This window comes from Bartonella kosoyi, from assembly GCF_003606325.2.
Taxonomy (GTDB): Bacteria; Pseudomonadota; Alphaproteobacteria; order Rhizobiales; family Rhizobiaceae; genus Bartonella; species Bartonella kosoyi.
This window is the reverse complement of the sequence record NZ_CP031843.2, coordinates 1,726,404-1,751,976: the sequence shown is the minus strand read 5'-3', so window position 1 is coordinate 1,751,976 and position 25,573 is coordinate 1,726,404. Positions and strand designations below refer to the sequence as shown.

19 protein-coding genes and 1 tRNA gene are annotated in these 25,573 nt (G+C 36.1%); 8 read left to right on the top strand and 12 right to left on the bottom strand.

Annotated elements, in window-relative coordinates; translation table 11 throughout:
• Window positions 1-388 precede the first annotated feature (388 nt).
• A complete protein-coding gene (ilvC, locus tag D1093_RS07685; RefSeq protein ID WP_150222296.1) occupies window positions 389-1,408 on the top strand; it encodes a ketol-acid reductoisomerase in 1,020 nt (339 codons plus the stop codon).
• Between the two features lie 128 nt (window positions 1,409-1,536).
• On the opposite strand, the gene D1093_RS07680 is transcribed toward ilvC, so the two are convergent.
• The 4 genes from D1093_RS07680 to D1093_RS07660 form a co-directional block, all read right to left on the bottom strand.
• Window positions 1,537-2,928 (bottom strand): amino acid permease, encoded by a 1,392-nt coding sequence (locus tag D1093_RS07680; protein WP_120101744.1) that lies wholly within the window; start codon window positions 2,926-2,928, stop codon window positions 1,537-1,539.
• A gap of 777 nt (window positions 2,929-3,705) precedes the next feature.
• A complete protein-coding gene (locus D1093_RS07675; protein ID WP_120101742.1) occupies window positions 3,706-5,106 on the bottom strand; it encodes an amino acid permease in 1,401 nt (466 codons plus the stop codon).
• A gap of 1,401 nt (window positions 5,107-6,507) precedes the next feature.
• Complete coding sequence (locus tag D1093_RS07665; protein ID WP_120101740.1) at window positions 6,508-7,116, bottom strand: fumarylacetoacetate hydrolase family protein; 609 nt, start codon at window positions 7,114-7,116, stop codon at window positions 6,508-6,510.
• A 441-nt stretch (window positions 7,117-7,557) separates the two neighbouring features.
• Entirely contained in the window at window positions 7,558-9,126 is a 1,569-nt protein-coding gene (locus tag D1093_RS07660) for a TerC family protein (RefSeq protein WP_120101738.1), read from the bottom strand.
• Window positions 9,127-9,562: 436 nt separating this feature from the next.
• On the opposite strand from D1093_RS07660, the gene D1093_RS07655 reads away from it, so the two are divergent.
• Window positions 9,563-9,638: transfer RNA gene (locus tag D1093_RS07655), tRNA-Lys, on the top strand.
• Window positions 9,639-10,223: 585 nt separating this feature from the next.
• Here D1093_RS07655 and D1093_RS07650 read toward each other — a convergent pair.
• From D1093_RS07650 to secD, 3 genes are all read right to left on the bottom strand, one after another.
• Complete coding sequence (locus D1093_RS07650) at window positions 10,224-11,177, bottom strand: lysylphosphatidylglycerol synthase transmembrane domain-containing protein (protein ID WP_120101736.1); 954 nt, start codon at window positions 11,175-11,177, stop codon at window positions 10,224-10,226.
• Window positions 11,178-11,201: 24 nt separating this feature from the next.
• A complete protein-coding gene (locus D1093_RS07645) occupies window positions 11,202-12,944 on the bottom strand; it encodes a cation:proton antiporter domain-containing protein (protein ID WP_120101734.1) in 1,743 nt (580 codons plus the stop codon).
• Between the two features lie 100 nt (window positions 12,945-13,044).
• A complete protein-coding gene (secD, locus tag D1093_RS07640) occupies window positions 13,045-15,558 on the bottom strand; it encodes a protein translocase subunit SecD (protein ID WP_120101732.1) in 2,514 nt (837 codons plus the stop codon).
• Window positions 15,559-16,214: 656 nt separating this feature from the next.
• On the opposite strand from secD, the gene D1093_RS07630 reads away from it, so the two are divergent.
• From D1093_RS07630 to D1093_RS07615, 4 genes are all read left to right on the top strand, one after another.
• Window positions 16,215-18,590, top strand: coding sequence for a mechanosensitive ion channel domain-containing protein (locus tag D1093_RS07630; RefSeq protein ID WP_120101729.1), 2,376 nt, complete (start codon window positions 16,215-16,217; stop codon window positions 18,588-18,590).
• On the top strand, window positions 18,584-18,856 hold the full coding sequence (locus tag D1093_RS07625; RefSeq protein WP_120101727.1) for a hypothetical protein: 273 nt from the start codon (window positions 18,584-18,586) through the stop codon (window positions 18,854-18,856). Before D1093_RS07630 ends, D1093_RS07625 begins: the two co-directional genes overlap by 7 nt.
• Window positions 18,857-19,437: 581 nt before the next feature.
• Window positions 19,438-20,364, top strand: a complete 927-nt coding sequence (locus D1093_RS07620; protein WP_120101725.1) for an outer membrane protein — start codon at window positions 19,438-19,440, stop codon at window positions 20,362-20,364.
• Between the two features lie 548 nt (window positions 20,365-20,912).
• Window positions 20,913-22,088 (top strand): tyrosine-type recombinase/integrase, encoded by a 1,176-nt coding sequence (locus tag D1093_RS07615; RefSeq protein WP_120101723.1) that lies wholly within the window; start codon window positions 20,913-20,915, stop codon window positions 22,086-22,088.
• Window positions 22,089-22,218: 130 nt separating this feature from the next.
• On the opposite strand, the gene D1093_RS07610 is transcribed toward D1093_RS07615, so the two are convergent.
• The 3 genes from D1093_RS07610 to D1093_RS07595 form a co-directional block, all read right to left on the bottom strand.
• Window positions 22,219-22,431 carry a hypothetical protein gene (locus D1093_RS07610; RefSeq protein ID WP_012230750.1) on the bottom strand — a complete coding sequence of 71 codons (213 nt, stop codon included), beginning with the start codon at window positions 22,429-22,431 and terminating at the stop codon, window positions 22,219-22,221.
• A gap of 128 nt (window positions 22,432-22,559) precedes the next feature.
• Complete coding sequence (locus D1093_RS07600; RefSeq protein ID WP_120100541.1) at window positions 22,560-22,787, bottom strand: hypothetical protein; 228 nt, start codon at window positions 22,785-22,787, stop codon at window positions 22,560-22,562.
• Window positions 22,784-23,446, bottom strand: coding sequence for a lysozyme (locus tag D1093_RS07595; RefSeq protein ID WP_120102384.1), 663 nt, complete (start codon window positions 23,444-23,446; stop codon window positions 22,784-22,786). Before D1093_RS07595 ends, D1093_RS07600 begins: the two co-directional genes overlap by 4 nt.
• Window positions 23,447-23,551: 105 nt before the next feature.
• On the opposite strand from D1093_RS07595, the gene D1093_RS07590 reads away from it, so the two are divergent.
• Window positions 23,552-23,875 (top strand): type II toxin-antitoxin system RelE/ParE family toxin, encoded by a 324-nt coding sequence (locus tag D1093_RS07590; protein WP_120101721.1) that lies wholly within the window; start codon window positions 23,552-23,554, stop codon window positions 23,873-23,875.
• An 11-nt stretch (window positions 23,876-23,886) separates the two neighbouring features.
• The gene (locus D1093_RS07585; RefSeq protein ID WP_120101720.1) at window positions 23,887-24,198 is read left to right on the top strand and encodes a helix-turn-helix domain-containing transcriptional regulator; all 312 of its coding nucleotides are present in this window, start codon (window positions 23,887-23,889) and stop codon (window positions 24,196-24,198) included.
• A 54-nt stretch (window positions 24,199-24,252) separates the two neighbouring features.
• Here the strand turns inward: D1093_RS07585 and D1093_RS07580 are convergent, their stop codons facing one another.
• Together D1093_RS07580 and D1093_RS07575 are read right to left on the bottom strand one after the other, a co-directional pair.
• Entirely contained in the window at window positions 24,253-24,531 is a 279-nt protein-coding gene (locus tag D1093_RS07580) for a hypothetical protein (protein WP_120101718.1), read from the bottom strand.
• The gene (locus D1093_RS07575; RefSeq protein ID WP_120101716.1) at window positions 24,528-25,268 is read right to left on the bottom strand and encodes a phage regulatory protein/antirepressor Ant; all 741 of its coding nucleotides are present in this window, start codon (window positions 25,266-25,268) and stop codon (window positions 24,528-24,530) included. Before D1093_RS07575 ends, D1093_RS07580 begins: the two co-directional genes overlap by 4 nt.
• Between the last annotated feature and the right edge of the window lie 305 nt (window positions 25,269-25,573).

The window sequence follows — 25,573 nt, the reverse complement described above, 5'->3', positions numbered from 1 at the left end:
TTTTGTAATTTTTCTTGCTATCCATATTAATTTGGTTCATGCTAAAAATTATATGTTGTATCTTAATTTTAGGCTATAACGTTTTGTTGCGCGATAGAAGAATAGAATCTTAGCAGATATATTTTCTTTAGAAATCTTGTTTTGTGTAGGTATCGCCTTTGTAGGACAACAGTTGAAGTTTATTTGGGGATTCATATATGTTTTGGGAATGTTTGGGGGTTACAGTTTTTCTATGCAATATGTCAACTTTAAAAGGTTATTCAATTGCTGTGTTTTTGTAAGCAGTGTTTTTTATCTTTATGAGTGTGTAATGCACTGAAGATAATGTTTCTTATTTAATAAAATAATCTGAAATCCAGTTTAAATAGAGAAAGAAGGAAGTGTTTTTATGCGTGTTTATTATGATCGTGATGCGGATGTTAATCTCATTAAAGGAAAAAAAGTGGCCATTATTGGTTATGGTTCTCAAGGGCGTGCACACGCTTTGAATTTGAAAGATTCCGGTGTCCAAAATGTGCAAATAGCTTTGCGTTTAGGGTCGGAAACAGTTAAAAAGGCTAAGGCTGATGGTTTTGAAGTGCTGAGTGTTGCTGAAGCAGCAAAATGGGCAGATCTCATCATGATGGCAACACCAGATGAGTTGCAAGCTGATATTTATAAAGAGCATATTCATGACCATTTACGTGATGGGGCAGTTATTGCTTTTGCCCATGGTTTAAGCATTCATTTTGGCTTGATTGAACCTAAAAAAAACGTTGATATTGTGATGATTGCTCCTAAAGGTCCAGGGCATACAGTTCGTCATGAATACCAACAGGGCTGTGGTGTTCCTTGCTTAATAGCGGTGGCACAAGATGCTTCAGGGCATGCTCATAGTGTGGCATTATCTTATGCATGTGGACTTGGTGGTGGACGTGCAGGGGTGATTGAAACAACATTTAAAGAAGAGTGTGAAACGGATCTTTTTGGTGAACAAGCGGTTCTATGTGGTGGTCTTGTTGAATTGATACGAGCAGGGTATGAAACACTAACACAAGCAGGTTATGCACCAGAAATGGCCTATTTTGAGTGTTTACATGAGGTTAAACTGATTGTTGATCTCATGTATGAAGGGGGTATTGCAAACATGAATTATTCGATTTCTAATACAGCTGAATGGGGTGAATATATGTCTGGTCCACGTGTGATTACGGATGAAACCAGAGCAGAAATGAAGCGTATATTGAAAGATATTCAAACAGGTAAATTTACATCGAATTGGATTCAAGAATATAAGGCAGGTGCGGCTCATTTTAAAAGTATGCGGCGTTTAAATGATAATCATCCTATTGAAGAAGTTGGTAAAAAACTTCGTTCTATGATGCCTTGGATAAAATCTAACGCTTTGGTTGATAAAGAACGTAATTGAAGTCTTTTCAGAGATATTTTGTCACGTGCATAATTTTATCAATAAATATTAAAAAAGGGTAACTTAAGTTACCCTTTTTTATATGTTTTCTTGCAACACAATCTTTATTTTTTAAAGGGCTTTATTTTTTAATTTTTTGCATAATTCTTTCTTCCAAAAAGAAAATATACAATGCCTAAAAATATAAACCATGCTGGAGTATATTTTAAAGCTATGGCAGTATCTGCTTCTAATGATAATAAATAAATAATGAATGCAAAGAAAACGAGAAGGATCCAACACATAACAACACCTCCTGGCATTTTATAGGGAGAGACAGTATGCTGGAGAGGACGATTGCGACGATAGACGATATAGCTGATCAAAATGATAGACCACACAAATATAAACAACGTTGCGGCAATGGTTGTAACAATTGTAAAAGCAGCTATGAGGGTTTGAGATAACGTTACAACCGCATAACCTAGTAGGATGCATAAGCATGAAAAGAATAATGCGTTGGCTGGAACGTGATTACGAGAAAGCTTTCCTAAAAATTTAGGAGCCCCTTTTTGTGTTGCTAGCCCATATACCATACGGCTGGTAGAAAAAATTCCACTATTTGCTGAAGAAGCGGCAGCTGTGAGGACAACAAAGTTCATCAAACCGGCGGCAGTTGGAATACCAATAAGGGCATACATGGTTACAAATGGGCTTTTTTCTGGACTTATTTGATCCCAAGGCGTCACAGACATAATCACAAGAAGAGAGAAAATATAAAAGAATACAATGCGGATTGGTATTGAATTAATAGCCTGTGGTAAAGCTTTTTGAGGTTCTTTTACTTCTGCTGCTGCTGTTCCAGCGAGTTCAATGCCAACAAAAGCAAAAATAACAATTTGAAATCCAGCAAAAAAGCCTGTAATCCCTCGTGGAAAAAGATTTCCACCATTCCATATATTGCTAAGGGAAGCAACTGACCCGTTTGGAGAGACAAAGCCGGTGAAGATCATATAAAATCCCACAACAATTAAAACTAAAATTGCTACGATTTTGATAAAACCAAACCAGAACTCAAGTTCGCCAAAGAGTTTTACGGCGACGAGGTTGAGGATTAAAAAGGACATAAGACCAATGATAACAGGAATCCATGGATTGAGTTCAGTCCACCAAAAGTGTGCATAAGTGACAATAGCAATAATTTCAGCAGTTCCAGTGACAATCCAACATAACCAATATGTCCAGCCGATAAAGAAACCGGCACATGGTCCTAGAAGATCAGTCGAGAAGTCAATAAAAGATCGATATTGTGTATTAGAAAGCAATAATTCTCCCATAGCACGCATGACAAAGTATAGAGCACAACCAATAATCGCATAAACGAGGAGGATTGAGGGACCTGCTACACTGATTGTTTTTCCTGATCCCATAAAGAGACCTGTTCCAATCGCTCCACCAAGGGCTATAAGTTGTATGTGGCGGTTATGTAGTCCACGTTGCAATTTCTTCTTAGTTTTTTTTTCTAAATTTTGTTTGTTCATTTTTGGGAAGTTCCCTTTAGTTATTTTAAGATGAAAATTACCCTAAAAAAGGTAATCCTTTCTATCGGAACATGATATGGTTAAGGAGTAAAGGAATTTTTTTCTATGATTTTATATAAATAAAGAAAAAATTTTATTAATTAATGTTATAATTATTTTATAAAAAATTAATATCATATAAATTTTAGTATAAAATTTTAATTTTTTATTATTTATACATATTTATATTTAAAATATATTATATAAGTAATTAAATTTTACTTATTATTATTTATAATTGTTGTATTTTAATTTAACATTAATAATAACTATAATTATTATATAATAATATATTTAAAATATTTTTGAATAAATAATAATTTATAGTTTATTTAAAAAGTATTTTTATAGAAAAAAATTTTGCGGTTATTTTAGATGAAATCTAAATATTTCTTAGTAAACAATGGAGGTGAATTTTATAGAAAATTCTTTACAGAATAGCTCGTGTTTTATCTTATTATGCCTACAACATCGTTGTTTAGAGTAGTGATAAGATATAAAAAATTTTGCATATTAGATATTTTTAGAATGTGTGGTTAGTATTTAGGGCGGAGGTTGCCTATAAAGAGCCTTATGTAGGGTAAAACCATATAAGTGGTCAGCAGTATTTGCCTTAACGGGCCGGATTGTTTACAAACCGGTGCTGAGAGAAATCCTCTTCTTTTGAGGTGTTGGGAGACAGATTAAGTAGAAAAAGGGTAACTTTAGTTACCCTTTTTTGAAATGTTTTGTATGATCTTATTTATTTTTTGGAGCAATTTTTTTTCTTATAAACATAAAGTACATGATGCCTAAGAAAATAAACCAAAAGATACTGTATTTTAAAGCTGTTAGGGTATCATGTTCTAATGTCAACAAATAGAGCATAAAAGCAAAAAAAACTAACACAACCCCGCACATAATGGGACCTCCCGGCATTTTGTAGATGGATTCAGCATGTAAATGAGGGTGATTGCGACGATACACAATATAGCTAATTAAAATAACGGACCATACGAATAAAAATGCAATCGCTGAAATGCAGGTTACAATTGTAAAAGCACTTATGATGCTTGGAGATGATGATGCAATTGTGTATCCTACTAAAATACATAGGCAGGAAAAGAACAAAGCATTGGCTGGAACACGGTATTTGGAAAGCTTCCCTAAAATTGGAGGAGCCCCTTTTTGTGTTGCAAGTCCATATATCATACGGCTAGTCGAAAAAATACCACTGTTTGCTGAAGAAGCTGCTGAGGTGAGAACAACAAAATTGACCAAACCCGCAGCTATTGGAATGCCAGCGAGCCAAAACATGGAGACAAAGGGGCTTTTTTCTGGAACAATTTGATTCCAAGGTGTAACGGACATAATCACAGCAAGAGAAAGGATGTAAAAAAGGACAATACGCACCGGTATTGCATTAATTGCTTTAGGGAGAACTTTTTTAGGTTCTTTGACTTCAGCTGCCGTTGTTCCAGCAATTTCTATACCAACAAAAGAAAAAATAGCAATTTGAAATCCCGCAAAAAAACCGGTAATCCCTCGGGGGAATATGTCTCCACCATTCCATACGTGACTGAGAGAAGCAACCGTACCATTTGGAGAAGTAAAGCCTGTCGCGATCATATAAAATCCAACAATAACTAATGCTAAAATTGCTACAACTTTGATAAGACCAAACCAGAATTCAAGTTCACCAAAAAACTTTACGGCAAGGAGGTTAAGGATTAAAAAGAAACCAATACAAGCAAAAACAACAATCCATGGATTAAGTGTTGGCCACCAGAAATGCATATAATTAATAATAGCAATAATATCTGCTGCTCCAGTCACAACCCAGCTTAACCAATAGTTCCAGCCAACAAAAAAAGCGATTCCCGGCCCTAGCATATCGGTTGAAAAATCAATAAGAGATCGATATTGTGAATTAGAAAGCAATAATTCTCCCATTGCACGCATGACAAAGTATAGGGCACATCCAATAATAGCATAAACGAGTATGATAGAAGGGCCTGCTACACTAATTGTTTTTCCTGATCCCATGAAGAGTCCTGTTCCAATAGCTCCACCCAGGGCTATAAGTTGTACGTGACGGTTATCTAGACCACGTTGTAGTTTCTTCTGAGGATCATCTTTTAAATTTTGTTTACAGTTCATTTTTTGGGGGTTCCCTTTGAGTTATTTTGAGATTAAATGACACTAAAAAGGTATATTTCGTATCGAAGCATGATATAAATGAGGAGTAAAGGAAAAAAACATTTTTTATGATTTTATGTGGATAAAGAAAAGAATATAGTTCTGAAAAAAAGAATGTTTTTCTCTTAAATTAACATAACAGATATTTGAAGAGGGGGCTTTTTATTGTTTTAAGAACAAATAAATGGCTCATAAAAAGGATTCGATAGAGTCCCCCTTTAAAATTATTTCTGGGAATTGTTAGACTTTTTTATGACTTTATAATAAATTATCATTTATCATCAGTATGTTGTTATTCATAAGAGAGCGTTTTAACTTTTTCTCAAGGAGCATTAGAGAGTTGGCATCTTAAGTATAGGGAAAAGTCTTTAGTGATAGAAAATACATGATTTCTAAAATCACTTTTTTTATTTTTATAATGCTATCATAAGTGAGAAGGAGTTATCCTTTTCACAAAGAAAAAGAGGAATGCCATACTTTTCTCTTTTAAAGTTGTGAATAATAATTTCCCTTACCTATTGATAATATTTTATAAAATTTTGCGTAAGACTTTTACTTGTTTATACAAAAATTCTTTAGACGATGATAAAGAAATGCGGTGTCATTCAGGTATACAGAGAACATGAGAAGCAACTAGTGGTTGATAAGCTCTGTTAGAGGTTGGAATATTCGTAGCGATAGATAGAAGCACGAAAAGATTGTTTTGTTAGTCTTTTATTATTGGAAGATAAAATTATCCAAAGAAAATGAAAAAAGAAAATAAAGACAAAACTGTTCCTGTCGCACGACTAATGCGTCCTTTTATTTTTTTCTTTTTTAAAGTGGTGCGAGCAAATGATATAAAAATGGTCATTAAAGTAAACCATGCAAAGATATTGAAGGAATGTATCGTTAACAAGTTCAAAACCTTTTTGATGATCGCCGCCAGACGCCAAAAATTTAGGAAAGTCCGCTATATAGAACATAGATACTTTAGGATTGAGTATTTGTGTCATAAAACCATTCACGTAGCTGGTTAAAAACTTCACTTTACTTTCAGTATTTTTTTTCATTTTTTTGTATTATTTCTTTTGAGTTTAAGGTGTTAATTCCAGATTTAATCGATTTAATGCCCCTATATAATAATAGCAGCTTCCTATGAGTTTTACTAAAAGAAAGAGCGTTTTGTTGTTGAGAATGCGTGCTGATATACCTAATATGGAAAATGCCCCATGCGCATATGTTGCTGTACACAGTCCTAAAACGTTCGTAAATGCGTTCTTTTTCCCCAATCTTGTTGCATTATCGATGATAAGGGCCATGTTCGGTTCCGGTGAGATGACTAAAAAAATGAAACAATGAAAAAGGTCAGTATTTGATGACTTATTTTACTTTTAGCTCTGAGATTAATTGATCTTCAAGATAGAGTTCTATTTTGTCAAATTTAGAGAGTTTTCCTACGCCTTGTGGAGTGCCTGTGTATATGATATCATCACGCCTTAGCTGAATGTAGTGACTTAAAAATGATATTATTTTTCCAAAGCTGAAAATCATATCTCTCGTATTGCCAAGTTGTCTTGTTGCACCATTCAACTTCATTTCGAAAGTTATTGGGTCCTTGATTTTTTCCTTGTTTATGAAGTCAGAGACATATGCGGCTCCTTTAAAACCTTTAGACAAAAGCCAAGGAAGTTTTTTTTCTTTTAATTTCGTTTGCAAATCTCTCGCTGTTAGATCAAGACCTATTGCTACGGCATCATAACATTCTTTAGCTTCCCTTTCATTGACCATAAAGGTATCCTTTGAGATTTTAAGCACAATTTTAGTTTCAAAATGTATTTCTTTGGAAAAATTAGGAAGATCAATTTGATTTCCTAAGATGAGTGAACTATTCGGTTTGCTAAATATAACAGGTTCATCTTCAACAACATTGCCTAGTTCACGAACATGTTCAACATAATTGAGTCCCACACAGTAAATATTATTAATCATAGGAAACCTCCAAGTTTTTCTTTTCCTTTTATATAGAAAAGGTATCACTAGGGAAACAATGTTTTTTCTCATATCGATATGTGAGCTTTGTAAAAAAAATATGCATTATGTGGATTAATGATCAATTATTGATGATAAACAGTCAGTATTGTCTCTCCAAGCTTTTAATGAGAGGGTAGGCTATAGGGTGGTTTTACAGAAAGAACATTAAGGAATGCGTGGGGAAACTCAGGATTTCTGCTTAGATACTTCTCTAAGCAATCACAGTCGATGAGAATTTTTTGTACAAAAAATTCGTTGATAACTTAATTTTTGTATATTCATTCTTTCACGCTTAAAAAAATAAAATAAGGACGATATAATTAAGTTATCAGTTTCCTATTCTTTTCACTTTTTCATCATGAAGAAAAATCTTTTTACTTATCTTATGGATCAAAAGAATTAGCTTTTTTCTGGTAACGCAAGTGGAGAAATAAGGATTTTAGATATGTTTCGGCGTTCCATTTCAATCACTTTAAAGCGTAAACCGTCCGTTTCAAAACTTTCTCCTTCATTCGGCAAATGACCAAATTGCCAAAGCATAAAGCCTGCCAGAGTCGTATAACGGTCTGCTTCATCAACAAGATTTCGTCCAAGATAACTACTTAAACGGCGGATATCAGCGTATCCCTCTACAAGAAGGCTGCCATTTTCAAGTTGTTCTGCGATCATGAGCTCTTCATCGTCATCAGGAAAATCTCCTGCAATAGCTTCAAGAATATCAGTTGGTGTTGCAATTCCTTCAAAAGAGCCATGCTCATCAACAATAATTGCAAGCTGAATCGAAGAATGACGTAATTGTTCCATCAATCGTAAAACACTTGTGTTTTCATGAACAACAAGCGGTTCTCGCATCGCTTTTTTCCAATTAATCTTTTTACCCTCAGCCAAATTCAAAAGAAGATCTTTTGTCAACGCAACGCCAACAAATTCATCCACTTTTTCACGCGCAAGAATTAAGCGGCTATGCTTAACCTTTTGTAATTCTTCACGCATTTCATTTTCATTAGCATTTAAATCTAACCACTCAATCTCATTGCGCGGCGACATGATAGAGCGAACAGGACGATCTGCTAAATCGAGAACACCACGAATCATCTCTTTTTCTTCTGGTCTAAATAACTCAGAAGCTGCGGCTTGTTCCGCAATGACATCTACAGTTTCAGCAAGATGACTATCTTTACTTCCCCCTCCTAAGAGCCTTAAAACAGCATCAGCTGTTCTACTGCGTAGATCATTCGTTGTAATCATCTTTTCACGGTTACGACGTCCAATTTGATTAAAAGCTTCGATGAGAACAGAAAAACCAATAGCAGCATATAAATACCCTTTGGGAATATGAAAACCAAATCCTTCAACGACGAGCGTGAAACCAATCATCATCAAAAATCCAAGACAAAGAATGACAATAGTGGGATGACGATTAATAAAACGCATAAGAGGGCCAGAGCCGTACATCATGACTCCCATAGCGGCAATGACTGCGATATACATAACTGTTGCTTGCTCTTTTGCGATCATACCTGTTGCGGTAATAATACTATCGAGTGAAAAAACAGCATCTAGCACCACGACTTGAATAATTACTTGCCAAAAAACAGCATAAGCAACGCCTGTTTTCCTTTCATGTGATACTCCTTCTAACCTTTCATGTAATTCTAATGTTCCTTTTGCCAGCAAAAAGGCTCCACCCCCAATTAAAATAAAGCTATGCCAACTAAAGACAAAGGATGAAAGTGAAAGAATGATCGTATCGAGTCTCATAACCCATCCAATAACTGTAAGAAGGAAAAGCCGCATGATTAATGCTAAAGTAAGACCTATCAAGCGTGCTCGGTCACGCAAATGCAATGGCAATTTTTCAGCTAAAATTGCAATAAAGATAAGGTTATCTATTCCTAAAACAATTTCGAGAAAAACCAACGTGACCAAACCAAACCACGCATGGGGATCAGTGATCCATTCCATCATTTCTTACCTTTTAAAAGCTTAAAAGCGCGCAATAGACAAAAAAAATTCATGAGCTTTTATTCGTATATTGGATCATAAACATTGAATGTAAAAAATTTACATTCAAAGAAAAAAACAGCAAAGCATTGCTTAAATGCATATGATTATTGATAAAACAAAACGACGTCCCATCCCGCTTACAATCACAAGAAGGTTCCTCTAAATTTTGCTCGGGCATTATGCTCGATAATCCTCCAACTATGGGTCCTGTATAACAAACAGAAAATTTATTTATAGAGCTTCTTATAATGGGTTTATTTTTATATAAGATCAAGTGGTGAATATCATATTTTTAACCTTACAGACAGTGACTCTCTATAAAAAACAACAAAATATCTAGACATCTACCCTTAGGAGCGTTATAGAAACGTCCATTCTCATTTTTGGCGAAGCTTATGGGTGATTAGCTCAGTCGGTAGAGCAGCTGACTCTTAATCAGCGGGTCGTGGGTTCGATCCCCTCATCACCCACCATTTATTTTATATTATAAATAATTTATTGATTGCGTGAAATTTTTTAAGATATAAGAGGTTTAATGAAATTGGGGGAGGAAAAAGCCGACACTACACACTTTGTTCGTCCCAATATTATACCAGCAACTCTTGTCCTTGAAACGATTTAAAAGAGGTATTTTAATCCTTTCTTGTACAGTTTAACTTCACGCGCTTCTTCCTGCTTATAACGTGCAAAAAACATGGTTTTGATTGATTCAACGTGGGAGAGATTGGAAATGAGAGAATCTTACGGTATTCAAGGTTTTTATTCAAGGTGAATAACGATAAATTATCTTCATAAATCAATATGTTGTATGTTATCGAAACGAGTGTTTTCTACACGGGTAGATATTTTCAAGTTTATGGAATTTATTTGAAGGAAAATAGATAAATATTTCTCTGTTTTTATTCAGAATAAGTTTCTTATAAAGGGAGCCTTTCAAGTTCGAAGGTAAAAAGATAAATAAAAATAATGATTGTATTAATTTACAGATGCAACTTGAACTTCAATATGATCCTATCATTTATAAGCACACACAAAAGAAGCCATTGATAGCCTTTTACTTATTTAGGAGGTGTTTTGGGGGCTCTTTTCCAATATTGTTGTGCTTCAAAAATGGCAACCACAAATAACGAAATGATGAGTGGTATGATCAAATAGAGTATTCTAAAGACAATAAGTGCCGCGATAACATCGGTTGGATTTATACTCGGCATACCTGTTATGAAGAGCGCTTCAAGAACGCCTACACCTCCTGCTGGTGCATTGGAGAGAAGCGTTATCGTAAAAGATGCAAGGAAAACACCAAGAACAGAAATAAAATGAATATCTGCATTGTAGGGGAGAACAGCATATATAATTCCTGCTGCTCCTAAAAGCTCTAGAGGGCTAATGAGGAGCTGTTGAATAACAATTTTTAGTCGTGGATAGGAAAGCTGAATTTTCTTGCCCAAGCGTAAGGGCTTCAATTGCAGCCAACTCCCAAACGTATAAAGTGCTATGCAACTGAGTAAAATTGCTCCAACTGTCGTTCCTAGCCATTCGGGAAGCTCTTCATGAATGAGGGTAATAATTTCGGGTTGCAAAACCAAAACGATCCCTAACAGTAAGATTGTACCAATGACAAAAGTAAAAGAACAAAAACCTACTAATATGGCGATTTCTGTTCCATTTAATCCTTTCATTTTATAAGCGCGATAACGCACGACGGCACCAGAAAAAACTGAAGCACCGATATTATGTGAAAGAGCGTAAGTTGTGAATGAACAGATCGCAATAAAAATCCAAGAAATTTTATGGCCTAGATGTTGTAAGGCGATGCGATCATAACCAGCAAGAGCAGCATAAGCAAGCAGAGAACATAAACAGGCTAATAACCAGTGCTGTGTATTTAAATTGCTCAAACGTTCCAATACATCTCCGAACGAAATGGCAGAGAGCTTTATATAAAGAATCCGAATAGATATCAGCATTGCTAAGATACCAATTAAGGGCCATATAAATTGCTTTATTTTCACGCTTCTTTATCCATGTTATGTTTTCTATAAATTTTCATGATTATGCATATTCTTTACAGACCTTTGTCCTGTTATATGCTCTATAATGCCATTGGCAATTTCTTCATCATCCGTTACTACAACATCAGCCCCTAAATCAATGAGATAAGCTGTTTCTGTGTCAGATAATGCATGTGTGATTATCTGGATATCCTTCTGCATATCACGTATATTCACGATACATTCTCCAACTTCAATGGTACTTCGCATTGTAATAACAACTTTATGTGCATGATTTATATTGGCAGCGTTCATGATTTCTTGTTGAATAATATTGCCACAAATAACCTCAAAGCCATCGGCAATTGCTTTATCAGCGAGGCGTTTTGATTCTTCCACAATTACTATGGGGTGATCTCTATTTATTAAAGATAATGCAATACATTGACCAATTCGACTATAGCCAATAATGACGATATGGTTGTTTTTTAAGGTCATTGGCAAAAAGTCTTGGTCAGGATCTTGTGTATCAATATCAATAATTGTTTGGGTATTTTGTGAAGAGGCAGAAATTTTTTCTAGACGCTTTTTAATTTTATTACAGGCAATGAAAACAAGAGGATTGAGCAAAATAGAAAAAATTGCTCCTCCAAGAATTAAATCATGGGCGTCATTGTTTAAAAGTCCTAAGCTTAGACTTAAACCCGCAAGGATAAAGGAAAATTCTCCGATTTGGGCAAGACTTGCAGCAATCGTCAAAGCCGTTGCATTCGAATAGCGAAAAGCTTTAACGATGAAAAAAGCAACAGCAGATTTTCCAATGACGATAATGAATAAGGTTGCTAAGAGAGGAAAAAAATGAGTCAAGAGTTTTTCTGGGTCAAATAACATGCCTACAGAAACAAAAAAGAGAACAGAAAAAGCATCACGCAGGGGTAAGGATTCTTCAGCGGCACGATGACTTAATTCAGATTCGCTCATGACCATACCGGCAAAAAAAGCACCAAGAGAAAGAGAAACACCAAATAAATGAGCGGCTCCGAAAGCTACGCCTAAGGCGATAGCAAAGACACTAAGACGGAATAATTCACGTGATCCCGAGTGTGCGCTCATTTTTAAGAGCCATGGGATAACGCGTCGCCCAATGACCAGCATTAGTGCGATAAATATAATTACTTTCAAGATGGTGAGACCAAAAACACCCCAAATACTTAAATCCAACCATTGCACGAGAGGGTCCAATGTTTCTTTGTTTGTACTGTTAAGGGTGCTTGCCAAGGATGGGATGAGGACAAGTATAAGGACCATTGCTAAATCTTCAATAATCAGCCATCCAACAGCAATGCGGCCTTTTTCCGTTTCAATAAGATGACGTTCTTGCAAAGCACGTAACAGGATAACAGTACTTGCTATGGATAAAGCAAGTCCGAAGATCAAACTTCCGCTAAGGCTCCATCCCATAATAAGACCAAGGCATAAGCCTAGAAGAGTAGAAAATGCCATTTGCGCAATAGCAGCCGGGACAGCAATCGCTTTGACAGATAAAAGGTCTTTTAAGGAAAAATGGAGCCCAACACCAAACATGAGCAAAATAATACCAATTTCAGCAAGTTGATTGATAATAACGGAATCTATTTTAAATCCGCCTGTATTGGGGCCCACAATAACACCAGCTAACAAATAGCCCACAAGGGGTGAAATCCGCAAACGGCTAGCAATCATTCCCAAAAGAAATGCTAAACATAAACCGGCAACAATGGTTGTGATAAGTGGTGTGTCGTGGAGCATGGATTATTTACTATTCTTGATCAAAAAGTGAATGAATGAAAATGCCTCTTATTTCTTCGAGAAGAGAGGAATGATGTATCATATGTATCAAAGAACATTTTCATTTCGCTTTCGTATTTACACGATTATTTCGTTCACGCCACCAATTTCCTAGCAGCAGTAAAATAGGAGCAGCAATAAAGATAGAAGATGATGTTGCAACAATAATTCCAAAGACCATGGGCAATGCAAAATTATGAACAGCACTTCCACCCCAGATCGCCATAGGAAGCATAGCAAGAATTGTTGTGGCGGATGTAAAAAAACAACGGACAAGAACTTGATTAATCGACAGATCAATCAGTTCGCGCAATGGCATTTTTTTATAAAGACGCATATTCTCGCGCATCCTATCATAGACAACAACTTTATCATTTATAGAGTATCCAACAATTGTTAAGAGTGCAGCGATGGCTGTTAAATTAAAATCAAATTGAAATAAAGCAAAAAAGCCGATCATTTTTGTGGTATCTAGAATGAGTGTGACAATGGCTCCAATAGCAAAGAACCATTCGAAGCGTAACCATATATAGAGAGTCATGGCAATAGCTGCAAGAATGACAGCTGTAAATGCAGCTGTGGCAAGTTCACCTGAAATTTTGGGGCCAACAACTTCTATTTGATCAAATGTGGTATCAGGATAGATATTTTGTACAGCTGTTTTGACTTTATCAATGGCGATGGTTTGTTGCGCTTCGCTCCCACTTTGTTTCTGCATGCGAATGAGTACGGTGTTTTCATTATCGATATTTTGCAGGCTAATTTCCCCAATATTAAGGGTAGAAAGCTTGGAACGCAGGGTTGCTAGGTCTGCTGGTGCTTTCGTGGTAATACTCATTTGGCTGCCGCCAATAAAATCAATTCCAAAATTCAAACCAGGTTTAAAAAAGAGAAAAACTGAAGCTATTGATAAAATAATTGAGACACCAATTCCAATGAATCGCGCTTTCATAAAGTGGAAAGTTGTATTTTGGGGGAGAATGTTGAAGGCAGAGTGAATATGCAATTTTTTAATTTTCCATTTACGAACAATCCAAATCATGATGATGCGTACAATGGTAATATTTGTGAACATGGAGATGATAATTCCAAGCAACATAGTTACAGCAAAACCACGAACGGGACCGGTACCAAACCAAAAGAGTAAAACAGTTGCTATAATTGCCGTAACATTTGCATCAACAATGGTTGCAAAAGCCTGTTTAAAACCACGATCTAGGGCTGCAAAAGCACTCACACCTTTTCGACTTTCTTCACGGATACGTTCATTGATGAGAATATTCGCATCAACGGCAATACCGATGCCTAAGATAATACCGGCAATACCAGGTAGGGTCAGCGTCGCACCGAGGAGGCTAAGGGCTGCAAATGTTAAAATCGTATGGAGCGCTAGGGCTATATTGGCAATAAGCCCCCAAATTCGGTAGAGAAGAAAAATAAAAATTGCAACAAGTATAAAACCGATTATGCCGGTGTAAAGTCCCATTTGGATAGCATCAGCACCAAGATTTGGACCTACCGTTCTCTCTTCAATGACTGTGAGTGGAGCGGGGAGGGAACCAGCGCGGAGCAGAGCAGCCAAAGTTGAGGCTTCTTTGGGATCAAAGTTTCCTGTAATTTGACCTTGCCCATTGGGAATAACACTATTGATGGTAGGAGCGGTTAAAACCTTATGATCCAAAACAATAGCAAAAGGACGGTTAATATTTTGTCGTGTTATATCGGCAAATATTTTTGCACCAGCAGAATCTAGCGTAAATGAAATAATAGAACGTCCTGGTATTTGCGGGTCGAAACCAGCGCGGGCGTCTTTAAGGACATTTCCATCTAAGGCAATTTGATCATAAATTGCATAATGTTGTGTTTCATCAGTATATCCAGGAAGAATGGAAACACCTATAGGGGGATTATTGAGGTCCACATTAGAGGGAACAAGATGAAAACTCATCTTAGCGGTTGTGCCTAAAAGATCTCGCAGTTGTTTTGGATCTTGTAAGCCAGGCAATTGGACCATAATACGATCATTTCCAACCTTTTGGATCGCTGGTTCTGAAACACCAACTTGATCGATACGGCGACGGATGATTTCTAAGCTTTGTTCAATGGCGTTGCTTACACGATCTTTTATCCCCGCTTCCGTTAACGTGACACGGAGTATTTCATTTTGAGCACTAATTGTGATGTTATGTTCTGTCGTCCCAAAACTGCTGTGTATGGGTGTTATTAATGTTTTTAAGGCTGCGAGAGCTTTTTCAGTTTGTGATGCATCAGAAATAAGGGCAACAACACTATCTTCGACGATACGAACACTTGAGGTACGGATTTGTTTTTCACGCAACGTATTGCGCACATTGCTTAAAACGGTGTGTAATTGATCGCGTTTTAATGTTTTGCTATCAACCTCGAGTAGGAGAGAAGAGCCTCCTTGAAGATCAAGACCAAGGGCTACACGGGTGTCGGGTAAGAATTTTGAATTTTTAACTTGTTCGTGTGAAAATAAATTGGGTAAGGCAATATAAATGCTGCTTAAAAGGATAAAGCAATAAAGGGTAGTTAACCAACGAGGTGTACGCATGATATATTCCGCTAATAGGCAATCTAACAGTGATTCAAAGTTAAAAGCACGAGTAAAGTAAGATGATCGTTTTAAATTCAAGGAAAAGGATTAGGTGTGTTCATGGGGAGGAGCTCGTTTATTTGAAAAATATTGCGTTTTGACGTTATGAAGTCGTTTATAAATAGCTGAAATTTTTATTAACAAGAAAGCGAACGTTAGAACTTTTTGAAAGGGCCTCATAAAAATAGATTCTGCATGGAATGTTACAATTTTTAGGGTTTTAGTTGTTAGTACCTTCAATTGAACACACTTGTTGGGTAAATCAAATCTATTCGTTTTAATAATATTCCTAATGATATTACTGGTGTCTGATTGTTTGATTAAAGAAGCACGCGTTCCTAGATTGCTTGTCAAAAATACACCCAAACTGGATAGAAAAATCCAAGTCATCAATGGGAGCAAATTTTCTTTTTTGCAATAGAGGTACAAAAAAATCATGCGAGAGTGTCTTCTCTAATCTTATTAAGTTCAGCTTACAATTATTCTCTCTTATTATCAGTATTATAGGATAAGGGAAAGCTTTTATAAGATTATTCTACAAAAGTTGAAAATATCTGTCTTATACTATATTTAAAAAGAGCTGATAAAATCCTTTTTGTATACCTAAGGTAGATATGTATTCATTTTGTAGAAAAAATACCCATATACTTTTCCTTCTTTTGGGGATTATCGTTGTTTTTAATTCTGGTGCATGGGGAAATGAGGGCGCGCGCGATACAATTGTCGAACAGACAATAGCTTCTTATTCAGTTGATGAAATTATTCAAAAACAACAGTTGATTATTGAGAATCTTGAAGAAAATACTGAAACTTTAAAAAGAGATTTTGACAGAAAATTAGAAGATGAGCATGCTCTGGAAGAATTGCGCTTACGTGCACAAGATATCAGTGAACGTGCGCTCGAGGCAGCATTTGTTTTGCGTTCTCCTCTTAATGAGATTAATGCACTTCTTGATCAATTAACCGAGCTTAATCATGATGTAAAAAAACTTAAAAGTTCAGTGAAGGAATACGCTTACTTGATAGAGCAAAAAGCTAAAATTAATCGTATTATGCTTCGCTTTGAAGCAATTTTTTTGGCGACAAATAGAATAGCTGAACTTTCTATTTCTCAATCTCGTGAGCTTTTTAAACGCACACTGACCGATAGGCTTGAATTTTCGATACCGATGATTAAACATCTTATCCAGAAAACAAAAGAAGCTTCATCAGATTTTCTTTTGCTGTTGAGTTCTTGGTGTGGTTTTATCTTTTATTTCAAGCCGTTACAGCTTTTTCTTTGCTTTTTGATTCCACTTTTCATCACTTTGGGACTTTCATATTTTTCGCGTAAGATTCTTGTCCATGTATATTGCCATTTTACCAAGTCTAATGAGGAAATATCCTATTTACAACGCTTATTGATCGCCTTTATTTCAGTTCTCCTCCCTTCGCTTATCTGTGTTCTTTGCGTTTATCTTGTTTTGTTTTTGTTTCGTAATTTTAATTTAGATCCAGGTAAGCTTACAACTGTTTTTAATACGATCGGTTGTCAAATCATTTTAGTCTTTTTAATCAATCGCTTAGCAGTTGTTCTTTTATCATCAAATATGCCCCATATACGTCTTTTCAATGTTGCACCATCATCGGCTTATCAATTGGTAATTTTACTCACTTCTTTAGGGGGTGTTTTGGCATTTGATGCTGTTTTTGATAGTATTTATCAAATTATTTCAGCGCCTCTATCTCTGACGATTGCTAAAAGTTTTATTGCTGTTTTTCTTGTTGCGATATTGCTGTTTATAATAGCATTTATCCCTTTGCGCTTTAGACGTCAGTCTTTTCTAGGAGAGAAAAGAGAAGCGTATTTTTGGCCATTTTATATACGCATTCCTTTTATTGGCTTGGGATTATTGCTCTTTGTGTTGAATTTTTTAGGCTATGTTGGTCTCGCGCGTTTTATTATGCAGCAAATTATGATTGGTGGAGCATTTTTAGTTCTCATGTATTTAGGAATAAAAAGCGCTCAAGCAATTGGAACTAAAGGACAATTTATGAAGACAACTGTTGGTCATTTTTTGATGCAGAGGTTTCATTTAGAAGAAAAAACAATGAATCAATTGGGAATTGTTTTAAGCGTTTTTCTCAATTTTTTTGTTGTTGTATTTTGTGCAATGCCAATCGCTGCACAGTTTGGATTTTCCTATTCCGATTTTAAAGCAGTTTTGTGGCAATCGGTGAGCGGTTTTCAGATCGGAAATATGACTCTTTCTTTGATTTCTCTTGTCACAGGAATTATTTCTTTTGGTGTTTGTTGGTTCCTTATTCGCCGATTTATTGATTGGTTAGATCATGTAGTGTTGGACCATGGAGAATTCGATTCTGGTGTCCGTAATTCTATTAAAACAGTGATAAGTTATGGAGGCGTTGTTCTGTCTGCTTTGACAGGATTATCAATGGCAGGTTTGGATCTTAGAAATTTTGCTCTTATTGCTGGAGGCCTTTCACTTGGTATAGGTTTTGGTTTACAGAATATTGTTCAAAACTTTGTCTCTGGACTTATTATTTTAGTTGGAAGACCATTTAAAATAGGAGATTATATAGAGTCCGGATCAGTAGGGGGGGTTGTTAAGCGTATTAGTGTACGCGCAACAGAACTTGAGACTCTTCAGCGTAAAACAATTATTATTCCCAATTCAAGCCTTATTAATAATAACGTTAGTAATTGGACACGACGCAATAAAATAGGAAGAATTGATATTCCGGTGACTGTGTCATCTAAGGTTGCTCCAGAGCATATTGTTGAAATTTTATTAGAGATTGCTTCTTCGACAGAAGGTGTTTTAAAAAATCCTCTCCCACAGGTGAGTTTTACGGCATTTGATAATAAGAGCTTTTCTTTTAATTTAGCTATTTATGTACCTAATATTACCGCACCTTCTCATGTAATTAATACTCTTCGATTTATCTTATATAAGCGTTTTGCTGAGGAAGGAATCTTAGAATGCTGAAATATATTTATACTTTAATGACAGGTATTTTGTTGAATATTTTTACCATAACGGCTTTTGCAGCAACAGTGAAGAATATTGATTTAAAGATACAGTCTCTCATCGTTGTCGAAGGAAGTATACCTTCAAAATTTTCTTTAAATACGCATCAAACAATAACAATTTGTATGAAGGGATGCTTTATCACTTTTCCTAATAAAGACCGTTTTGTAATAAAGGCAGATGATACTATAGAAATTAGTAGGGGAAGGGCAATTTTTAAATAAAATGATTGAAAACTTTTGTTTGGAAACAATTTTTAGAAGGAAATAAACTTGCACCTTTTTCATATTACCTTTTGAAAAATGATAGGAAAAAAGGGATGAGTTTCGTGTAAGATAGTTTTTACCCTATATAGAGACAATCTACATTATATATTGTTGATATAAAACATTGAGTTATATTTATAATACTTTTAATAAATATTTATTTTATAAAAATAGTTTCATCATTTTTTAGCAATTTTAATAGTTTATCTCATTAAAAGAGACATAAAATATTCTTTTTTTGTATTTTTTAGTGAGATAATTTTAATCCAAAATGTTTTATATTTTTCATTTTAAAATATATAATAGATACTTTTATTAAATATTTATAATTTTAAGTATTTAAATTCTAATATTTTTAAATTTATTAAAATTTATTTGCTAAACTTCAATTTTGATGTAATGATGTATTTATATAGTGATTATTTTAAATGTAACTATAAAGGAGTAAATGCGATTTTTTGGTATAATATTTTATAAAACTTTGTTTTTCTAAATGTGATTTTTGATTATATTTAAATTTAGCAATGGGGTATAATTTTATGAATACGAAATTTCTAACAGCATCTATTTTTTCTTTTATTTCACCTTCTATCGTACAGGCTGCTGATGTGGTGGCGCCAGAAGAGCCAGTACATCCAGTACATGTTGTTTCAGAAGTTGTTGCTTCTTCACCCTTTTCTTGGGCGGGTTTTTATTTTGGAGGTCAAATTGGTGGCTTTTCAAGTAAAATTTCTGGAACAACGCGTGATGTTGATACTCCTCTCTATCCTGATGAGGAGAGTAAAAATAAGCCATGGGTGCCCCTTGAGAAACAATATAAGCCTGAGCTTTCTGGGTTTGTAGGTGGTTTGTATGCGGGTGTTAATTTTGATCTTGGTAATAATTTGATTGTTGGGCTTGATACGGATATCCTTTTAACGGAAAAAAAGGATACAAAAACTTTCATCCATACTGAAGAATCTACTAGTGGGTCTGGCACTGAAGGAACTGAGGCTGGTGGATCGAGCACTGAAGGAACTGAAGGTACAGAAGAGAAAAGTTTGAAAAGGGCAAAACTACAGGGGCGAGGCTTTTCTCGATCTGATCCAGAGAATAAAGAAGAAAAAAATAGTTTAACTTTTAATCATACATTCAAACAAAAATGGACGGGTGCGACACGGGTGCGTTTAGGGTTATCTGCTCATCGTGTGATGCCTTATATTGCAGGTGGTATCGCCTATGGACAATTTCAAGATGTTTTGTCGACAGTCATTACAGGAGATGAATCCTTTAATAAGACATCGGATGTGACAAAAACGATGGTTGGTTATACTCTTGGTGGTGGTGTTGATTTTGCGATGACAGATAATCTTGTTGTACGTGCGGAATATCGTTATTCAGATTTTGGTAAAAAGAAATTTAAAGACGAAATTGAAATTAAATATAAGACGAATGATTTCCGTGCAGGAATAGCTTATAAATTCTAGTTTTTTGGAAATAAAGAAGCTCAAGTCTAAGAGGTCCTGTCTTTGATAGGGCCTTTATTTTTTGAAATTTTATGCATGGTAAATCTCTTTCATGGAAAAGAAAGAGATCTTTGATTTTGAGTGACGATGAGGAGGTAAGGAAGCATTACTCAGATTCTTAATTATTAAGAATGAAGTTGCTTTGATTCATAAGGTATAGCTAAAATATTTGTGTGCAAAGAAGGGACGCTTCGCTCTTCGCATTATGACAGTTTCATTTGATAATCGTTATAGCGTTGCTTAAAAAGCGTTTTCTACCCAAATGATGAGAAAACAAAAAAGGCATAAAATGGTGCGGACGGCGTGCACCTATTTTTTCTTTATTTAGAATTCTCTACGCTATCACCTGATTGCGCGTTTTACTTTTTTCTATATTTATAACTAACTGTTTTTATTTTATTTTATTTATAAAATTGCCTTTTGTATATAATCTTGCTATCAAATGAAATCGCTCCAAGTGCGATTCAAAAGGTGGTTCAGAAGGTGGTTTTTAAAAGGTGGTTTAGAAGGTGGTTAGCAGAACGAGAACACGTGATAGACTGTCTGTCTTATCTGTAAAAAATCTATCTAAAGGAAAATATGCTGATGGAGCTGGGCTATGGCTTATCAAAACAGCCCAAAATCAAGGGCGTTGGATTTTTCGATTTGATTTCAATAAAAAACGTCGTGAAATGGGATTAGGCTCTTGTAGCGTTGTATCTTTGAAAGAAGCGAGGCTTAAAGCTACAGCTTGCCGTGACCTTTTGCACCAAGGTATTGACCCGATTCGTAAAAGGAAAAATGAAAAATTACGGCAGGCAGTTGATAGTATTTCTTTACAAAAAATAGTTTTAAGTGCTTTTGAAGCTAAAAAAAGCGAATTGAAAAATGAAGGTAAAGCAGCAAGGTGGTTAGCACCTCTTACATTGCATGTTTTTCCTAAACTTGGGGATATAGCAATTACTGAATTAACGCAATTTGATATAAAAGAGTGTTTGTTGCCTATTTGGAAAACAAAAAATGAAACAGCGAGCAAGGCTTTATCACGTTTGAATATTGCTATAAAACATGCCGCAGCACGTGGTATAGATGTGGACATGCAATTGGTACCAAAAGCAAAAGCTTTATTGGGAAAATTTATTCAAAATGTTCAAAATATTCCTGCTATGCCATGGCAGGAAGTTCCGGCTTTTTATCAAAGCTTGGATGATAAGATTCTTTCAAATTTAGCACTGAAGTTGCTTATTTTGACTGGAGTACGGTCGTATCCATTGCGCTATTTGCGTCTCGAACAAATTGATAAAAATACATGGACGATACCCAAAGAAAATATGAAGGGCATTGTAGGAAAGGTTTCAGATTTTCGCGTGCCATTGAGTGATGAAGCTTTAAAAGTGATTGAAAAATCTCTCCCCTTTGAAAAAAATGGTTTTTTGTTTGCTGGGAGTTCTGGAAAGCCTATATCTGATGTAACACTTTCTAAATTCATGAAAGACAAAGGTTTTGATTATAGACCCCATGGTTTCAGATCTAGTCTTCGTGACTGGATAGCAGAAACAACGTCAACACCATTTGAGATTGCAGAAACTGTTCTTGCGCATTCCGTTGGGAGTTCAGTGACAAAAGCTTATATGCGGACAGATTTTTTAGAACAACGACATACCCTTATGGAACAGTGGGCTGCATTTATAACAGGAGCGACCTAAGGGGATCAAATTGTTAATGTTTTGAAAACCACTGTTTGAGATGTGTAAAACGACATTATCTCTCGCATCTTTGAGACGTGCTAAATTGATAATTTATTTGCTAAACAGTTTTGCATGTTTCAGAGTGTATTTAGAGTCGGATATTTGGTTTTTGTGTAAAAATATTTTCTACAGCATCTATAAGACGTGAAAAATCAAGTGCTAATAAGAGTATAATGAGTACAATCCATTTCGTATAACGTGACATCACTTTTATACTTTTGTAGGTCATGATGATTTCTTGAAGGATTTCTTTTTCTCCTTCTGTAAGCTCTATATCGTCTTGTGTTCTTTTCCTAGCCATGTTTCCACCCACATACACGTTCGCCCTGCTTGTTATGCTTTAAGATCTCTCTTGCTAAGCTCGAACTGATGACGTTGACATCTTTTCTCTCTAAATAAATTGGTAACCAACCAACACAAGAGACATACTTATTTGTTACGCAACCAGCGAGAGAGAGCAGCACGCACATCAGCATCACTTTTCTGATTAACTTCATTTTCCACCTCCAGCCGTGTTGTTGCTGCCTTTAAGGTTTTTTCTGTTTGCTTTTGCTGTTCTGCCTTTTTCCCAAGGGTGAAAGCTTTTGCCAAAGCTATAAAAAAAGCGGCTAGAGCCGCGCCTGTTAATAGTAGATTTCTTTTCATCCATAAGATCATAAACGGTGTTCCTGAAAACGTTTAGCAACAAAGAAAAGACCAACACCTGCGGCTAAAACCATGATAGTGGCGAGCGCCCATTGCACTGGACCATTGCCTGCTAATAAGCCTCCAAGCCCAGAAAAAGAACCAATGATTGGAGCAAGAGCTTCGGCTTTGAAAATCCCGGTTTGCGCTTGCGTTTCTACGGTTTGGTAATTCGAGGAAACAAAAGCACCTTTCGCCCATAAGCCTGCTTCAGCTGCACGTCGGTGTACAAGACCTTGCAAGCGTTTACCACCGCCTTTAGTCCATTTCTGTAATTCGGTTGGAATTGCTTCATATTCACCGTTATTGAGTTTTTTTAATAGGGTCGAATTGCAAAAAGCTGTTGTTCCTACATTATAGCAAAAGGAAACCAAAGCTGCGAATTGTTCATCTGTTAATGAAACCGTAACAGCGCGTTCAACAGCATTCTCAAATTGTCTTAAATCTTGGCAAAGAAGTTCTTCAGCTTGTTTTTCAGTGATTGCCATGCCTTTATGAACAAAAGGTTTTCCAGCATTGTTTGTATGTCCATAACCAATGGTCCATACCCCAATGGCATCTTTATAGGCATTCAAACGCAAGCCTTCCCATTGTTTAATCAGTGCTAGCCCTTCTGGTGATATTTTTCGCATATGCTTCTCCATAAAAAAGCCCCACACAAGGCGGGGCAGATTGAAAATCTAAAAATAAATTTCTTTCGCTCTTGACAAATATTCGTTTATAAACGAATATGCATTATGTTTGAAATACGTCACTACCTTACCTCTGATGGCAAAGACTTGATAGCTGATTGGCTGCGAAAGCTCCGTGATGTGCAGGCTAAAACTGCAATTATTCGCCGTCTTAATCGTTTAGAGCAAGGAAATTTTGGCGATTTCAAGCCGCTTCGTGATGGTGTCTATGAACTGCGTATGAATATTGGTCCTGGTTACCGAATTTATTATGCTCAGTCTGGAAAGACTGTATTATTGTTATTATGCGGTGGTACCAAAAAAACACAAAACACCGATATCACTCGTGCATGTGCTTGTTGGTACGATTGGCAAAACCGTGAAGATTAAGGAGTGCAAAGATGAAAGATCGTAGCCATGATGATGCAATGGCAGAAATATTCCATAATGACCCTGAAGTAGCAGCAGCGACCCTTGATGCAATCCTAGCAGATGGTGACCAGGGGGAACTGCTTGTAACACTTCGTCAAATGGCAAAAGCCTATGGTGGTGTTCAAGCTGTAGCCAAAGCAGCCAAATTGAATCCTACGCAACTTTATCGTACACTTTCAGAAAAAGGCAATCCAGAGTTCCGTAGCCTAAATGCGTTACTGCATACCATGGGGTTGCGTTTGGCTGTACAACCTCTTGAACGACCGGTTCCACACGTTTAATCTGTATTAACCACCTCCCCATTTTTGAGAACGAGGAGGGAGTATATATTTTACTTAAGCAACCTTTTTAATAGGGTTCTCTAAATTTGGTTCATAAGCGCGCAATAAAGAATCCATGCTATGCGGTAACTCTGAAGCTCCAAAATCTGTGAGAACTGTTAAGATTCTAAGTATACTTGGCATCTCATCTTGGAGTTTTGAAATCAAAGCTTTTTCTATGACACTCATAGTATCAACCAGAGCTGTACAATCTTTGTCATTCATATTCTCATGTCTAGAAAATTGAGATAACGCCATCCACAAATCACATAAGAAGTTGGTATCTATCTTCATTGTACACCTCCATGGATTTGTTCTCTTAAACATGCCAATCCTCTCGATGTGATTTTCGTTGAAGGGAGTACCTTTTCTGTACCATCCGGTCTTTGAATGGTGATAGCAGGGCAATCCATGAATCCTTTCTTGATTTTATCCTGATAAGGTAATAGAGGCGCCCCTGGAGCACGTCGATAGACCCAATCATGTTTACGCAAATAATCCGTTAAATCCTTTGGTCGCACCTCTAACATTTTTGCTGCTTCGATTAAACCAAACAACCCATCAGAACGTTTTAAACCTTCTAAAGCTTCTGCTTTTGGAGTTAGTTCTGCAATAACATGGTCTTTTTGCTCGATTTGGCTTTGTAGATGATTCAAAACACCAAGCAATGCTTCGGGTTTGGAGTAGTCAACTTGTGGTGTTGCTACCTGCCTTTCCAACTCTTGCCATCGGTCAATTATCTTTGCTCGTAAGGCGGTGCTGTAACCAGAAACAAGAATTAAACATTCACGCTTAGGAAGGTTATAACAAGGGAGAGTGCGACCTGTTGAATCTTTGTATAACCCTGTAAATTCACTCAATCCAAATTTGGATTCAGTACTTTCAGAGTATAATTCTCCTAACATTTTTCGAATATCACGCATAATATGCGTGTGTTGTTTACCGCACAATTCAGCAATCTCACGACTAGACATAGTCTGAGTGCTAACACTATTAGCAGTGCTTTCTCTAATTTCTATAAGTGTGTTCATGATGAACCCCTGTGTAGTTAGAAGTTTCTTATTGACACTCTAAAGAGAGTGCCGGGTGCTAAGAAACACGGTACACAGTCCGTCGCTATGCTTTTCCCAAAAGGGTATTTTATGGCACAGCCACACCCGACAAAACCATTATATGCGTGTAACATATAACGAGTCAAAGTTTTTAATCGGCGGAGAAAAGATTGTATCGGCAATCTATCCGCTGTGTATTTAAAGTGTTTCTTAGGCACCTGATTCGATTATTCATATTTTCGCCATATTGTCAAGCGGCTTTCGAGATTTTTTACATTTTTGCT